This is a genomic window from Halorubrum sp. SP9 (assembly GCF_005435015.1).
GTDB lineage: Archaea > Halobacteriota > Halobacteria > Halobacteriales > Haloferacaceae > Halorubrum > Halorubrum sodomense.
Genome location: NZ_SGXU01000004.1, coordinates 25379 through 40358, shown reverse-complemented (window position 1 = coordinate 40358; position 14980 = coordinate 25379). Strand labels below are relative to the sequence as shown.

At 71.3% G+C, this 14980-nt stretch carries 15 protein-coding genes; 8 read left to right on the top strand and 7 right to left on the bottom strand.

Features of this window, described 5'->3' with window-relative positions:
* Positions 1 to 148: 148 nt before the first annotated feature.
* A complete protein-coding gene (locus tag EXE45_RS03900) occupies positions 149 to 1228 on the bottom strand; it encodes an aminopeptidase (protein ID WP_137693596.1) in 1080 nt (359 codons plus the stop codon).
* A 154-nt stretch (positions 1229 to 1382) separates the two neighbouring features.
* On the opposite strand from EXE45_RS03900, the gene EXE45_RS03895 reads away from it, so the two are divergent.
* Positions 1383 to 2369 (top strand): M48 family metallopeptidase, encoded by a 987-nt coding sequence (locus EXE45_RS03895; RefSeq protein WP_137693595.1) that lies wholly within the window; start codon positions 1383 to 1385, stop codon positions 2367 to 2369.
* Between the two features lie 382 nt (positions 2370 to 2751).
* Here the strand turns inward: EXE45_RS03895 and EXE45_RS03890 are convergent, their stop codons facing one another.
* Complete coding sequence (locus tag EXE45_RS03890; protein ID WP_092920312.1) at positions 2752 to 4059, bottom strand: acetamidase/formamidase family protein; 1308 nt, start codon at positions 4057 to 4059, stop codon at positions 2752 to 2754.
* Between the two features lie 121 nt (positions 4060 to 4180).
* Here EXE45_RS03890 and EXE45_RS03885 point away from each other — a divergent pair, with 121 nt between their 5' ends.
* The 3 genes from EXE45_RS03885 (at position 4181) to EXE45_RS03875 (ending at position 7503) form a co-directional block, all read left to right on the top strand.
* Positions 4181 to 5131 (top strand): DUF6293 family protein, encoded by a 951-nt coding sequence (locus EXE45_RS03885; protein ID WP_092920311.1) that lies wholly within the window; start codon positions 4181 to 4183, stop codon positions 5129 to 5131.
* Between the two features lie 457 nt (positions 5132 to 5588).
* The gene (gene cofH, locus EXE45_RS03880) at positions 5589 to 7049 is read left to right on the top strand and encodes a 7,8-didemethyl-8-hydroxy-5-deazariboflavin synthase subunit CofH (protein ID WP_092920310.1); all 1461 of its coding nucleotides are present in this window, start codon (positions 5589 to 5591) and stop codon (positions 7047 to 7049) included.
* A gap of 133 nt (positions 7050 to 7182) precedes the next feature.
* Positions 7183 to 7503, top strand: a complete 321-nt coding sequence (locus EXE45_RS03875; protein ID WP_092920309.1) for a DUF2250 domain-containing protein — start codon at positions 7183 to 7185, stop codon at positions 7501 to 7503.
* A 32-nt stretch (positions 7504 to 7535) separates the two neighbouring features.
* Here the strand turns inward: EXE45_RS03875 and hmgA are convergent, their stop codons facing one another.
* Both hmgA and EXE45_RS03865 read right to left on the bottom strand, forming a co-directional pair.
* Complete coding sequence (hmgA, locus tag EXE45_RS03870) at positions 7536 to 8759, bottom strand: hydroxymethylglutaryl-CoA reductase (NADPH) (protein ID WP_092920308.1); 1224 nt, start codon at positions 8757 to 8759, stop codon at positions 7536 to 7538.
* Between the two features lie 91 nt (positions 8760 to 8850).
* Positions 8851 to 9324, bottom strand: coding sequence for an N-acetyltransferase (locus EXE45_RS03865; RefSeq protein ID WP_092920307.1), 474 nt, complete (start codon positions 9322 to 9324; stop codon positions 8851 to 8853).
* Positions 9325 to 9533: 209 nt separating this feature from the next.
* On the opposite strand from EXE45_RS03865, the gene EXE45_RS03860 reads away from it, so the two are divergent.
* The 4 genes from EXE45_RS03860 to EXE45_RS03845 all read left to right on the top strand — a co-directional run bounded on the left by EXE45_RS03860 (position 9534) and on the right by EXE45_RS03845 (position 13081).
* The gene (locus tag EXE45_RS03860) at positions 9534 to 10424 is read left to right on the top strand and encodes a DUF502 domain-containing protein (protein WP_137693594.1); all 891 of its coding nucleotides are present in this window, start codon (positions 9534 to 9536) and stop codon (positions 10422 to 10424) included.
* Positions 10421 to 10864, top strand: coding sequence for an archease (locus EXE45_RS03855; RefSeq protein WP_137693593.1), 444 nt, complete (start codon positions 10421 to 10423; stop codon positions 10862 to 10864). Before EXE45_RS03860 ends, EXE45_RS03855 begins: the two co-directional genes overlap by 4 nt.
* Positions 10865 to 10931: 67 nt before the next feature.
* Entirely contained in the window at positions 10932 to 11474 is a 543-nt protein-coding gene (locus EXE45_RS03850; RefSeq protein ID WP_137693592.1) for a hypothetical protein, read from the top strand.
* A gap of 98 nt (positions 11475 to 11572) precedes the next feature.
* Positions 11573 to 13081 (top strand): RtcB family protein, encoded by a 1509-nt coding sequence (locus EXE45_RS03845; RefSeq protein ID WP_137693591.1) that lies wholly within the window; start codon positions 11573 to 11575, stop codon positions 13079 to 13081.
* Between the two features lie 36 nt (positions 13082 to 13117).
* Here the strand turns inward: EXE45_RS03845 and EXE45_RS03840 are convergent, their stop codons facing one another.
* The 3 genes from EXE45_RS03840 to EXE45_RS03830 all read right to left on the bottom strand — a co-directional run bounded on the left by EXE45_RS03840 (position 13118) and on the right by EXE45_RS03830 (position 14897).
* On the bottom strand, positions 13118 to 13429 hold the full coding sequence (locus tag EXE45_RS03840; RefSeq protein WP_092920302.1) for an MTH1187 family thiamine-binding protein: 312 nt from the start codon (positions 13427 to 13429) through the stop codon (positions 13118 to 13120).
* A gap of 89 nt (positions 13430 to 13518) precedes the next feature.
* The gene (locus tag EXE45_RS03835) at positions 13519 to 14454 is read right to left on the bottom strand and encodes an alpha/beta hydrolase (protein ID WP_137693590.1); all 936 of its coding nucleotides are present in this window, start codon (positions 14452 to 14454) and stop codon (positions 13519 to 13521) included.
* Positions 14451 to 14897 carry a hypothetical protein gene (locus tag EXE45_RS03830; RefSeq protein ID WP_092920300.1) on the bottom strand — a complete coding sequence of 149 codons (447 nt, stop codon included), beginning with the start codon at positions 14895 to 14897 and terminating at the stop codon, positions 14451 to 14453. The genes EXE45_RS03835 and EXE45_RS03830 overlap by 4 nt, the downstream gene beginning before the upstream one ends.
* Between the last annotated feature and the right edge of the window lie 83 nt (positions 14898 to 14980).

Genomic DNA, 14980 nt, shown 5'->3' with positions numbered 1-14980 from the left:
CGCGACGGAGGCGACGAGGGAGACCCGTCCTCGAAGACGAACGTCCCAGTCACACCTTTTCCCGGCCTCGCTCCGCTCGGCCGGCAAAAATCTGTACCAAAAACCGCACCCGTGAGGACGGCTGTCGATCGAAAGCCGCGACCGCCCCTCAGAACCCGTCCTCGAAGACGAACGTCCCGTTCCGCTGGACGACCTCGCCGTCGACCTCGATGACCGAGTCCTCGCTCATGTCGACGATCATGTCGACGTGCTCGGCGGATTCGTTGACCTCGTTGTCCCCGCCGACCGTCTCCGGGTACGCGGAGCCGACCGCCATGTGGACGGTGTCGCCCATCTTCTCGTCGAACAGCATGTTGTAGGTGAACCGGTCGATCTGCCGGTTCATCCCGATGCCCAGTTCGCCGAGGCGCCGAGAGCCCTCGTCGGTGTCGAGGATGCCGGTGAGGAGGTCCTCGTTACGCTCGGCGGAGTGCGAGACGACCTCGCCGTCCTCGAACCGGAGCCGGACCCCCTCGATCTCGCGACCGTAGCGGTAGAGCGGCAGGTCGAAGTGGACCTCGCCGTCGACGCCGTCGCGCGTCGGCGCGGTGAACACCTCGCCGCCGGGGAGGTTCGCCTCGCCGTGGTCGTTGAGCGTGGAGTTGCCCGACACGTCGAGGGTGAGGTCGGTCTCCTCGCCCGACGCGATCCGGACCTCGTCGGCGTCGTCGAGGATCTCGACCATGTTCGACTGGAACTCGCGCTGTTCGTCCCAGTCGAGCGAGACGGCGTCCCACACGAAGTTCTCGTACGCCTCGGTGCTCATCCCGGCGAGCTGGGCGTGGCTCGCGGTCGGGTACTGCGTGAGACACCACGTCTTCGAGAGGCGCGTGCGCTTGACCTCCTCCATCGCGCGGTTGTGCGCGGCGTTCGTCTCGGGGTCGACGTCGGCGTCCTCGGTGGCGTTCGCGCCGCCGCGCGCGATGACGAACACGTCGGCCTCCTCGTAGAGGGCGCGCCGGTGGCTCGGTTCGGTGAACTCGTCCGAGGAGCGCTTGAACGCGCGCTGGGCGCGCTTCGAGTAGTTGAGGTGGACGGGGTTGGCCCCGCGGTCGCCGCAGACCTCGTGGAGCGCGACCGCGAGGTCCTCGGCCTCCTTCGGCATCTGGATGACCACGTCGTCGCCCGACTCGATGCCGGTGGCGTGGTCGGCGATGATCTCCGCGTGTTCGCGGACGCGTGCGTCCATGACACCCGATTTCGCCGCCGGGGAATTACGGCTTTTCCTTCCGGCGGCCCGGGTGGGGGAGTCCGAAGCGGGGGGCACCGGAACGCGGCGACGACGACCCCCGCGGGCCATCTCGGCCGCAACGCGTTTGCCCCGTCGTCGCGTAATTCCGGACATGTCCCGGCTCGCGTTCCGCGCGGCCGCGGCGGTCGTCGGCGTCGCCCTGCTCGGCGCCTACCTGACCGCGGCGCTGTTCGTCGCCGACCTGCTGCGCGCGGCCTGGGCCGCCCGCCCCGACCTCCCGGCCCTCCTCGCGCTGGCGGCCGCCGTCGCGCTCGGGTCGGCGTACCTCAGCTACCGGCTCGGCACCGCGCAGGTCCTCGCGAACCTGGAGGGCGATCGCGTCCCCCGGAGGCGGGCGTCCGACCTCCACCGGCGGATCGACGCGCTCGCGGCGCGGATGGAGGTCAAGTGTCCGGACCTGTACGTCACCGACGCCCGCGCGCCGAACGCGTTCGCGGTCGGGGGCGGGACGACCGGCGGCGCGCTGGTGATCGACCGCTCGCTGTTCCGCCTCCTTTCGCCCCGCGAGATCGAGGCGATCCTCGCGCACGAGCTGGCGCACTTGGAGACGAACGACGGGTTCGCGATCGCGATGGCCGACGGGGTCGGACGCGTCCTCGTCGGGTTCGCCACCGTCCTCGCGCTGCCGGCGCTGCTCGCGCTGTCGGGCCTCGCCGCCGCCTCGGCGTGGATCCGCGGCCGGCCGGGCGACCGGTCGGGCCCGTTCGCACGGCTCCATCGGGCGCTCGCCGGCGCGCTGTTCGCCGGGTTCGTCCTCGCGACGCTCGTCACGCGGTCGCGGTCGCGAAAGCGGGAGTTCGCGGCCGACGACCGCGCCGCCGAGGTGACCGGCGACCCGATCGCGCTCGCGCGGGCGCTGCGCCGGATCGAGCGCGCGACCGACCCGTCGTGGCCGCTCGCTCCCTTCTCGGCGCACAAGCGGACCGACGGGGCGGCCGAGCGCTGGCTGTCGACGCACCCGTCGACCGACGAACGCGTCGAGCGCCTGCGGGAGCGGGCCGAGTCGGAGGGCCCGACGCGACGGATCCCGGCAGGGCCGTCGGGGGCGACCGGCGGGCGGGGACGGTCGCGGCGGTGAACGCTGTGCGACACGGGATTCGGCCGCTACTACGGCGGCGCGTGCCTGCGAGCGGCCGCCCTTGGCGGCCGCGAGACAGCACCGCGCGAGGGAGTCGGCCGACCGAAGGGAGGCCGACGAGGCTGGGGAGGCGCGAGGCGTGGTCGCTGTGCGGGGCGGTCTCGCGGCTGGGGCTTTGGCGGTGTTCGTTACCGCTCCGCCAGCAGTCATCTATAAGCAAGCGGCGGGGGTTTTGACGGTGTTTGTCACCGATCTGCTGGAAGCTATTTATAACCGAGCGGCCGGGGCTTTGGCGGTCTCCGTCGTCGATCTATTGGTAGTCGTTTATAAAATAAGAAGCCAGAGATCTGGCTGTCTCCGACGCCGATCCGCCAGCAACGACTTACAAGTCGTACTGGGCGCGCGTCACGTCGTCGAGTCCGGATGCTTCCAGCACGTCGGACGGGACCAGCATGTCGAGCTGGACGACGCCCGGGAGCCGGCCGATCTGGACGCCGCCGGTGAACGTACACCGGGCGCGGACCTCGCCCTCGCTCATGCCGAGCAGGGTCCCGGCGCGGTCGAAGGCGTTCCGGGTGGCGTCGTTGACGGTCGCGCCGGAGCCGATCACCTGGATCGGGGCGGCGTCGGTGTCGACGTCGACGCCGTGTTCGTCCCCAAGGTCCTCTCCCGCCTCGATCTCCTCGTCGCTGTACGGCGCGCTGATGAACGGGAGATCCTCCTCGTTCGGCAGGAGGACCGGGCCGTCGAGGTCGAGGTCCTCGATCACCTCGACGTCCATCGTGACGGTGCCGCTCACGTCGGTGGTGTGTAAGGACAGCTCCCCGTCGCCCTGGTTCGCGTGGAGGTCGCCCACGTAGACCCCGCCGCCGTCGACGACGACCGGGCAGATCAGCGTCGCGCCCGCGCGGACCTCGGGCACGTCCATGTGGCCGTCGGTGCGCAGGTCGAGGTCTTCCTCGGTCTCGACGCCGTAGTCGTGGTCGGCGCCGATCAGGTTCTGGCCGAAGTCGCCCGCGTTGTGCGAGTCGGGCATCGTCACCGGCGGCGTGGTGCCGATGTTGCCGATGAACGGGCGGAGGCGGCCGAGCGCGCCGGGCATCCCGTCCGGCTCGTACAACAGGATCGGGTGCTGCCGGGCGTTCTCGGGGATATCCATCACCTCGTCGGCGTCGAGCGCGAGCTCGTGGGCGCCCGCCTCGTCGAGGGTGATCCCGACCGCGTTCTCGTGGTCGAACGCGACGGTGTAGCCGTACTCGAAGCCGAACGAGGAGGCGTTGGCGCCGCACTCCGCACAGCGGATCGCGTCCTCGCCGGTGCCCTCGACGACGGAGTCCGGCCACGTCGTGCCGCACTCCGGACAGCGGTGGTCGACGAATGGGTCGTCGCCGAACGCGCCCTCGCGCTCCGCCATCGACCCCGTGCTGGTGGCCATGCTCGTCACCTCCACGTCGCGGATGTGGATCGCGACGGCGTCGCCCACCTCGGCGCCCTCGACGCGGATCGGCCGGGTCACCTCGTGGCCGCCCCGGAACGATGGCGTCACCATCGGCCCCCAACAGCCCGGGGGCGTGTACGTCGTCACCGTCCCGCCGTCCGCGACCGTGCCGGCCCACTCCTGGTCGGGCCCGACGAGCCCGAGCGTGTACTGGTCGACGTACAGCTCCTCTTGAACGCCTTGCTGTGACATACCGTGTCAGCGTACGGCACAGACCGAAATAACCCTACTGCTCGCGGAAGGGGCGGCCGACCCGCCGGCACCGAACTCGGGTGCGGCCGTTTATCAGTACGTCCCGCCAAACGCCTCGCGTATGCAGACCCACATCGTTCCGGTCGGGTTCGACTACGACCGGATGATCGCCCCCCTCATCCGGGACCAGTTCGATGTCGACCGGGTGATACTGCTGGAGGGGACGGTCGGCAGCGAGGCCAACGTCGAGTACTCGCGCAACATCGCGCGCAAGCTCGAACAGGACTTCCGGAACCTCCTCGGCGCCGAGACGGTCCGAGAACGCCTGGACGACGTGTACGACTACGACGCCGCCTTCGAGCGCGCCTTCGACCTGATCAACGCCGAACTGGACCGCGACGAGGGCGTCGACGACACCGACGACCGCGAGGTGTGGGTGAACCTCTGTTCGATGCCGCGACCGGTCTCGTTCGCGTTCGCCACCGCCGCCCACTCGATCATGGTCGAGCGGCAGGCGGACCGCGACCGCATCCACACCTACTACACGGCCCCCGAGAAGTACTTGGAGACCGAGCTCGCCGAGGAGCTGCGCGCGACGCGGGACCTTCTGCGCGACCTCGACGCCGGCGACGACGCGGCCATCGCCGAGGCGGGCGTCGACCCCGACCGCGTCGCGGACCGGCTGGCGAGCACCACGGACCGCCTCGCGGAGTTCGACGAGCGCGGCACCACCATCGGCGCGAAGCGCATCGGCGACAGCCACGTGATCGAGCTGCCGGTCGCCTCCTTCCAGAACGTCAAGCCGTTCGAGGAGCTCGTGCTGTTCACGCTGGGTGAACACGGCGAGTTCGAGTCCGTCTCGGAGCTGGCGGAGACGCTCGCGGCCGAGCTCAACGAGGAGTACACCGACTCGTTCCGCTCGAAGGTCATTTATAATGTCGACCGGCTCGGGCCCGGCGGTAAGGGGTACATCGAGCGCGAGGAACACGGGAAGTCCTACCGGACGAGCCTCTCGCGGATCGGCGAGCTGTGGGTCCGCGCGCACGCCGACGAGGACCGAGACGTTGCGTGAACAGGGAGTGGTGAATCGGTCGTTTACTTATAAATAGGTTCTGGCGGATCGGCTACTAACTCCGCCAAAGCCCCGGCCGCTCGCTTATAAACAGTCGACTACAAATACGCGAAGGACTCCGCCAAAGCCCCAGCCGCGAGGCGCGTAGCGCCACGGCCAACCGGCGGCGGAGCCGCCGGTGACTGCCCCTTTGAGTCCCACCCCGCACAGCGACCGCACCTCACACCTCCCCAGCCTCGTCGGCCTCCCTTCGATCGGCCGACTCCCTCGCGCGGTGCTGTCTCGCGGCCGCCAAGGGCGGCCGCTCGCAGGCACGCGCCACCGCAGTTGTGTATAAATAGATGTAGCGTCGCTCGGAGCTGTTTATAAATAGCCGTTCGCAATCGGCGCCCTCTTCCCGACCCGATCGGTGTCGCGACCCGCCCGTTTATCAGGGTGGAACCGGGAGCGTTAGGGGATGAGTTCGGGGGACAGTTCCGGCGCGAGCGGAACGGACGAGGCCGGCGGCGGCGAGTCGGAGAGCGGCGCGAACGAGTTCGACTTCGCGACGCCCGCGACCGACCAGTCGTTCGAGAACGCGCTCGCGAAGGCCCGCGACGGCGCCCGGCTGACGGTCGCCGACGCGACCGAACTGCTCGCCACCGGCACGGCGTCGTCGGGAATCGACCCCGTGCGCAAGGAGGCGGTGTTGGAGGCCGCGGACCGGCGCAGGGCCGAGGAGGTCGGCGACGAGGTCACCTTCGTCGCCAACCTCAACAACAACGTCACCACGGCCTGCAACACGGGCTGCCTCTTCTGTAACTTCAAGGACTCCGCGCACGCGTTCGAGGCCGACAGCGACGTCGAGCACGCGGGCTTCACCAAGCCGCCCGCGGAGTCGCGCGCGGTCGTCGAGGACGCCCTCGACATGGGAATCTACGAGGTGTGTTCCGTTTCGGGGCTCCACCCGGCGTTCGCGCTGAACGAGGAGCATCACGAGATCCTCGCGGCGCACGGCGACCCCGCGAGCGAGGTGAACTACAAGCCGCCGGAGGCGTACGCGACCGACCCGGGCACCTACGCCGAGCAGATGGACGCGATGTCGGTCGGCGGCGTCCACCTCCACTCGATGACGCCGGAAGAGGCGTACCACGCCAAACGCGGCACGGACTGGGAGTACGAGACCGTCTACCGCGAACTGGCCGACGCCGGACTCGACTCCGCGCCGGGCACCGCCGCCGAGATCCTCGTCGACGAGGTCCGCGACGTGATCTGCCCGGGCAAGATCCGCACCGACGACTGGGTGGCGGCGATCGAGGGCGCGGCGGCCGCCGGCCTCGACGTCACCTCGACGATGATGTACGGCCACGTCGAGACGGTCGCACACCGCGCGCGGCACCTGAAGGTGATCCGGGACCTCCAGGACCGCACGGGCGCGATCACCGAGTTCGTCCCGCTCTCCTTCATCCACCAGAACACCCCGCTGTACCGCCGGGGCGTCGTCGACTCCGGCCCCTCGCGCGCCGAGGACGAGCTCGTCGTCGCGGTCGCGCGGCTCTTCCTCGACAACGTCGACCACGTCCAGGCCTCGTGGGTGAAGTCGGGCGACGCCCACGGGCTGAAGCTGCTCAACTGCGGCGCCGACGACTTCATGGGCACCATCCTCTCGGAGGAGATCACCAGCCGCGCTGGCGGCGAGTACGGCGAGTACCGCTCGTTCGACGACTACGTCGAGATGATCGCGGCGATCGGCCGGACCCCGGTCGAGCGCTCGACGGACTACCGGACCCGGCGCCGCATCGACCCCGACGACGGCCCGCACGGCCCGCGGCTCGGCCCGCGCGCTGACGGGACGCCGATGCTTCCGGACCGCCAGTCCGGCGGCGAAGGGGCCGGGGGCGACGCGACCGGGACGCCGCCCGCCGACGCCGACGACTGAGCCGGGGAGGCCGACGAGACGGCCTCGGTCGGACCGGTCGGATCCCGAACACGTTCCGCAGATCGGCCGCGGCTCCCAGCGAGTGGGAACCGCCGGTGGCCCCTTTATCGTGACACACGTCACCACGTGTGAGATGGCCGCACCCGACGCGCAGCCGACCGACCGTTCGGCGGGAAGTGCCGAAGACGGGGGGAGCGACGATCGGATCGGTCCCGGCCGGCAGTCGCTCACGCGCTCCGACGAGCGGCTGCTCTCGTACCTCGCCGACGTCGGTGCGGACTACCAGGCGTTCATCGCCGGGAACACGGGCCTGTACGGCGACCACGCCGAGTCGCGGCTGACCGCGCTGGAAGACGCCGGGCTCGTCGAGCGCGTCTCCGGCGAGGCGGTCTACCGGGTCACCGACGCGGGGCGCGAGGCGCTCCGCGACGACTGCCCGCGCTGGTCGGACTGAGGGAGGGAGCGTTCCGCGGGCGGCGGCGCTGCCTACCGGCCGAGCTCCTCGTGCGCCGACGAGAGGTGTCGCGAGCCGAGCGCCGCGAGCAGGGAGAGCTCGCCCGCGAGCGCGCAGACCGCGATCGACTCCGCGAGCGCGTCGGCGTTGCTGCCGGCCGGGTCGCCGCCGCCGGCGACGCCGAGGATCTCTAAGCTCGCCCGCTGGGTCGGCAGCTTCGTCCCGCCGCCGACCGTCCCGACCTCCAGGCTCGCCAGCGAGACGGAGACGTAGAGGTCGCCGTCGGCGGTCGTCTCGGCGGTCGTGATCGCGTTCGCCCCCTCGACGACCTGCGCCTCGTCCTGCCCGGTGGCGAGGAACATCGCCGCGACCGCGTTGGCGACGTGGGCGTTGAAGCCGAGCGCGCCCGCCTTCGCGGAGCCGACGAGGTTCTTCCGGGTGTTGATCTCCGCGATCGCCTCCGGCGTGGTGTGGAGGCGGTCCTCGACGACCTCGCGGGGGACCGTCGCGTCCGCGACGACCGAGCGGCCGCGCCCCTCGACGGCGTTGATCGCTGCCGGCTTCTTGTCCGAACAGAGGTTCCCCGACAGCGCGACGAGCGAGGCGTCCGTCTCCGCCTCCACCACGTCGCAGGCCTCCCGCGTCGCGATGGTGGCCATGTTCATCCCCATCGCGTCCTTCGTGTCGTAGCGGAACCGGCAGAAGACGTTGTTGCCGACGACGTACGGCGTCACGTCCAGCAGCTCGCCGTGGCTCGTCGTCGACTCCGCGGCCTCGGCGAGCGCGGGCTCGTTGTCGCGGACCCAGGCGACGAGCGCCTCGGCCTCGGCGACGCCCGCGACCCGGAAGACGGGCGCGCGGGTCATCCCGCTCTTCGTCACCCGCGCGGTCGCGCCGCCGGCGTCCTCGACGACGGAGCAGCCGCGGTTGATCGACGCGACCAGGGCCCCCTCGGTGGTCGCCAGGGGGAGGTAGCGCTCGCCCGAGCGCGCGCCGCCGTCGATCGTCACCGGCCCGGCGACGCCGACGGGGACCTGGACGCCGCCGAGGGTGTTCTCGATGTTCGAGCCGTGGACCGCGTCGGCGTCGAACGCGTACTCGCCGAGGGGGTCGAGGTCGGCGTCGGTCGCCTCCGCGACGAGTAGCCGGCGCGCGGCGGCCGCGGCGTCGGCGTCGGCGTGGTCTTCCAGCTCGTGGAAGCGGAGGTCGCCGTCGCGGACCCGAGTCGCGAGGTCCGCGGGAGTCGGTTGCGACATGCCGGCTCCTCCTCGCGGCGGGCGCTAATGACTGTCGGTTCGGTGGCCTTCCGGTCGAGCGGAGCCGACGGGGACGGCGAGGAACGACCGCCTACCGGCCGACGAACCCGGAGAGCCGTTCCCGGAGCGACTCGCCGCCGAGCTTGAGGTAGTAGGCGTCGCCGCCGTCCTCGTAGTAGTCGTCGATGCGGCGGATCACCTCGAAGCCGAGGTGCTCGTAGAAGCCGAGCGCCTGCCGGTTCGTCGTGCGGGCGTGGCAGGTCACCGACCGGTGGTTCTCCGCGATGTCGGCGACCAGCCGCTCGGCGTGGCCGCGGCCGCGGTGGTCCGGGTGAACGGCGAGAAAGAGGATGTAGCCGTCCCGGCGGACGGAGGCGAACGCGACGAGCCGGTCGTTCTCGACGAGCAGATGGGCGGTGGATCGGCGGTACGCGTCGACGAAGAAGCCGCGTCGCTGTCGGAGGACGCCCTCCGCGGACCGAATGCGCTCTTTGAGCTCCCACGCGGCGGTCGCGTAATCGGACTCGCCGGGGGGGTCGGTCCGCTTCTCGACGTTGACGCTCACTGGGATGACCTAACACGCCAGCGGAATATAACTCCACCGCCAGCGGGGACCGTTGCGAGCGGCGATGCCACCGGCGAGCGCGGTTGCGAACGGCGACGCCACCGGCGAGCGCGGTTGCGGGGGCAGCCCTTCTCTCGGCGGGCCGGAGTCGATCCCCGCCGAATCCGCGACGGAAACGATTTTGTCGCAGTCGCGCGTGAAGACGGGTAATGACCGACGAGTCGTCGGGAGCCGAACTCCTCCGACGGGCGTTCCTCACGGGCGTCGCCGTCATCGTCCCCGCCGTCATCACGCTGATCGTCCTCACGTTCGTGTTCAACGCGGTGTACAACTACCTCGACGTGTTCTCGTCGGCGGTCGTCGCCGTGTCGCCCGGGAACGGGCTGCCGGTGATCAGCGTCATCTCTCGGGAACTCGCGATCGAGATCGCGACGCCGATCGTGTTCGTGGGCCTCATCCTCCTCATCGGCGCGGGCGTCGAGTCCTCGCGGTACGGCGAACGCGCCGTCGACTACGTCGACGACGCGGTCGAACGGCTGCCGGGCGTGGGCTCCGTCTACCAGGGGTTCCGGCAGATGAGCGACGCCATGCTGGACTCGGACGGCGGGAACTTCCGCGAGGTCGTCCTCGTCGAGTTCCCGACCGAGGACACGTACACGCTCGCGTTCGTCACCAGCGAGACGCCGGCCGTCATCGCGGACCACGCGGACAGCGAGGGCGAGGGGATGCGGACGCTGTTCATGCCGATGGCGCCGAACCCGGTGATGGGCGGCCACGTCGTCTTCGTCCCGGATCGGCGGGTAGTCGACGTCGAGCTGACCGTCGACGAGGGGATCCGCGCGCTGGTCACGAGCGGCGTCGCGCTAGAGGAGGTCGCGGCCGACCTCGACGACGTCGACTCGGGGGACCTCCGCGCCGGCGCGCCGGAGCGGACTATCGACGCGCGCTTCCCGGCCGACGAGCGGCCGGGGAGCGCCGAGGAGTCCCGCGCCGGGACCGAGGAGGGAAGCGACGAGCGGTATCGGCCCCGCGCCGGCGACGCCGGACTCGGCTCCGGGGACGGATCCGGCGGCGACGCCCGCGAGGGCGACGAGCGATGAGCCACGAACTGTGCGACCACACCGCAGACGTCGCCGTCGAGGCGACGGCCGACACGCTCTCGGCGCTGTTCGCGGCGGTCGCGGACGGCCTCACGGCCGCGAGCGCGGAGTCGATTCCGGCGGCCGGCGACCGGTTCGAACTCGCGGTCGCCGCCGAGAGCCGCGAGGCCCTGCTGTTCGACTATCTCGATCGGCTGATCTACGAGCGCGATGTCCGGCTCGTCCTCCCGGCCGACCACCGGTGTACGGTCGTCGAAGCGGAGGAGACGGACCGCCCGGACGGCTCCGGGGACGCCGAGAGGTGGCGGCTCGCGGCCAGCGCGCGCGGCGTCCCGCTCGACGCGGTGGCCGCCCGGGAGATCAAGGCGGTCACCTACTCCGAGATGGCGCTCGAACGCCGCGGCGACGAGTGGTACGCGTACGTCGTCTTCGACGTGTGAGGCCGCGAACCCCCGTCCGACGCCCGACCTGAAAAACCGTTATATTTATCGAGTGCGTTGCTAACGTATGTCGCACTCAGATCGGAGCGAGGGGAGCGAATCGCCCGCCCAGGGTCGGCGCTGGCGCGCGGGGGCGGTCGGCGGGCTCGTCGCCGGCGCCGCGATGGGCGCCGTGTTACATTTCGGCCTCGGGCTCATGTCGACGATCGGCGCGCTGATCGGGGTCGAGACGGTCCTCGCCGGGTGGGCCGTCCACCTGTTCAACAGCGCGCTGTTCGGCGGGCTGTTCGTCGCCGTCTTCGACCGGCCGTTCTTCGCCGACCTGCGCGGGGACGTCGGCGGGTGTCTCTCGCTCGGCGTCGCCCACTCCGCGCTGTTGGGCGTGATAACCGGCGGCCTGCTGTTGCCGGCCGCGATCGCGATCGAAGGCGCCACCTCGCTGCCGGTGCCGACGCTCCCGGTGCCGGGACTGACGGCCAGCTTCGAGTTCGGCGCGGTCATCGCGGTCGCACACCTGCTGTACGGGCTGGTGCTCGGACGGGTCTTCGCCGCGTTCACGCTCGCGGACGGTGAGATCGGCTGGCTCCCGATCGATCCGGTCGATCGGTGAGATCGCGGGCGAGCGGACGGCCTCGGCGCCCGCGGAACCCGACGGCCCCCGCGCCCCGCTGACGCAACGCCCTTGCCTCCCCGCGTCGAACGCCGGGTATGACCACGCGCGAGTTCGACGGGATCCGGCTGGAGAAGGTGCGCGAGCACGTCTGGGAGATCCCCCGCGGGGGCGAGATGAACGTCCCGGCGCGGGTCCTCGCCAGCGAGAGCCTGCTGGAGGAGATCGGCGACGACGACTCGCTTCAGCAGTTGAAGAACGCGACCCACCTGCCCGGCATCGTCGAGCCCGCCCTCTGTATGCCCGACGGCCACCAGGGGTACGGCTTCCCGGTCGGCGGCGTCGGCGCGATAGACGCCCGGACCGGCTGTATCTCGCCCGGCGCGATCGGCTACGACATCAACTGCGGCGTCAGGATGGTGAGAACGAACCTCACCTACGACGACGTGCGCGGCCGCGAGGAAGAGCTCGTGGACGCGCTGTTCGAGGCGGTCCCCGCCGGGCTCGGTGGCGGCGGCGTGATCGACGGCGACGCCGACGCGATCGAGGGCGCCCTCGAACGCGGCGTCGAGTGGGCGGTCGAGGCGGGGTACGGGATCGAGAGCGACCTCGCGCGCTGCGAGGACGAGGGGCGGCGCCCCGACGCCCGCCCGGAGTACGTCTCCCAGAAGGCGACCGACCGCGGGCGCAACCAGATGGGGTCGCTCGGCTCGGGCAACCACTTCCTGGAGGTCCAGCGCGTCACCGACGTGTTCCGGGAGACCGTTGCCGAGGCGTACGGCCTCGAGGAGGACGGGATCGTCGTCCTGATCCACTGCGGGAGCCGCGGGCTCGGCCACCAGACCTGTAACGACTACCTCCGCCGGATCGAGACGGAGCACGCGGACCTCGTCGCGGAGCTCCCCGACAAGGAGCTCGCGGCCGCGCCGGCCGGGTCGGCGCTGGCCGAGGAGTACTACGGCGCGATGGGCGCGTGCATCAACTTCGCGTGGGTGAACCGCCAGCTGATCACCCATCAGGCCCGCGAGACGTTCGGCGAGGTGTTCGACGCCGATCCGATCGCGGACCTCGGGATGGAGCTGCTGTACGACGTGGCGCACAACATCGCGAAGAAGGAGACGCACGAGGTCGGCGTCGACGCCGAGGGGCGCCCCGCCCTCGGTGACGAGGCGGTCGACCGCGAGGAGCGCGAGCTGTACGTCCACCGCAAGGGCGCGACGCGGGCGTTCCCCGCGGGCAACGAGGACGTGCCCGAGACGTACCGCGACGTGGGACAGCCCGTCATCATCCCCGGCAGCATGGGCGCCGGCTCGTACGTCCTCCGCGGCGGCGACGAGTCGATGTCGGTCTCCTTCGGCTCGACCGCCCACGGCGCCGGGCGGCTGATGAGCCGGACGCAGGCGAAACAGGAGTTCTGGGGCGAAGACGTCCGCGACGACCTCGAGGACGGCCAGCGGATCTACGTGAAGGCGCAGTCCGGCGCCACCATCGCGGAGGAGGCGCCCGGCGTCTACAAGGACATCGACGAGGTGATCCGCGTCAGCGACGAGCTCGGCATCGGCGACAAGGTCGCCCGCACCTTCCCCGTCTGTAACATCAAGGGGTGAGCCGGGCGCGACCGCCAGCGGGGCCGCTGCGCCGGGTCAGCGCTCCCGCTTCGCCGCGCGTCCGAGGTGCTCCTCGACGGCGTCGACCTTCTCCGCGGCGGTCCCGTCGCTCGTCCGCTTGTCGTCGATCTTCAGCACCGTCGAGACGCGGTCACCGTCGACGGCGTCGTGGGCGGCCGCCGCGGCCGCGAACAGCGTCTCGGCGTCGTCCGCCTCGATGACGGTCCCCATCGGGTTCGTCTCGTAGCTCACGTCGAACTCGTCGAGCGCGGCGACGGCCTTCGCCACCTCCTCGGCCATGCTGTCCTCGATAACCGGTGCGACGCTCAGCATCGCGATGGCTGTCATACCCGGGCGTGCGCCGCGGGCTCACTTAAGTGGTCGCGCGAGCGGTCGGCCCGCCGTCGACCCGCGAGCGGGGGCGTCGCCGCGCCCGCTCACTCCAGCGCGTCGCGGAGGAAGGAGAGCTGGTGACCGATCGCGCCCTCGAAGTCGTCCCCGAGGACCGAGAAGTGGTCCGCGGGCATGGTGACGACGGTCCCTCGCGAGAGCCCCTCGCCGGCGGCGGCGACCGAGTCGGCGTCGACGATCGCGTCGTCGGTCCCCGCGAGCAGCAGCGTCGGGGCGTCTATCTCGTCGAGCCGCGTCACGGGCCGGTAGCCGACCAGGCCGAGCAGCGACCGCGCGGGGGTCTCGTTGCGCCACGCCGACTCGCGGTCGACGAGGTCGAGGTACTTCCGCTTCGTCCCCGGCTCGGTGATCGCCGCGCACTCCTCCGCGCCGCCGACGATGGGGACCGTGCGGCCGCGACCGACTCGGTGACCGAGCAGGTCGCGGAGGCCCGCGACGCCGGAGCGGAGGAGGTACCGCCCGCCGCGCCGCGCGGCGACGGCGCGCCCGTCGAGCATCGGCACGAGCCCGACGACCGCGTCGACGTCGCGGCGCTCCGCGGCGAGCGTCAGGACGTGCGCGGCCGACAGCGACGCGCCCCACAGCACGAGGTCGTTCCCGACGCTGTCGACGCGCTCCGCGCGGTCGACCGCGCCCTCGTACGCCGCGCGCTGGCGGGCGAGGTCGACGGCCTGCGAGTCGCCGTCGGAGCCGCCGAACTCGGGGTGATCGAAGAGGAGCGCGGCGTAGCCCGCGTCCGCGAACCGCTCCGCGACGGCGGGGTAGCCGAAGGTCCGCTCCGCGCCGAGGCCGGGCGCCATCACGACGATCGGGGGGTCGTCCGCGTCGCCGCCGGGGAGGTACAGCGTCCCGCGACAGGTCGCGCCGTCGACGTCGAACGCGACCGCCCGGGTGGCGAACCGCTCGCGGGCCGGACGCGCGAGGCGGCGCTGCGCGCGGTTGACCGGATCGCGGCGGGTCACCGGTCGGCCTCCGCGTCGCTTTCGGGTCCGGTATCGGCCCCGCCCTCGCTCTCGCCGCCGGTCGCCGTGGCGTCCTCGCCCTCGGGACCGTCCGCGGGCTCGTGGCTCACGGTCTCTAACACGCGGCTCGAGAACTCCGTCTCGGATATCTCGTAGCTCATGAGCGCCTCGAACCACGCCGCCTCGGCTCGCCACGTCCCCAAGACGTCGCCGGGAGACCGAACGACCGTGCCCTCGACGCGGACCGGGTCCCACTCGTCGGCCTCCGCGCGGTCGATGAGCGCGTTGAGCGCGCGTCCGATCTCGCCGCGGTGGATCTCGCGGCCGGGGAACGCAGTCATGTACGTCAGCTCCAGCGGGTCGCCGCCGTCGATCGATTCGACGCTGACGCCGTAGCTCCTGAGCTCCGGCTCCAGATCGGCCGTCCGCTCGTCGCCGGTCATACCCGATCCGTCGGCGGGGCGGGATAAATCGGTACCGGCACGCGACGGAGACCCGTCTGGGGGAAGCGGAGCGCGTCGGGCAA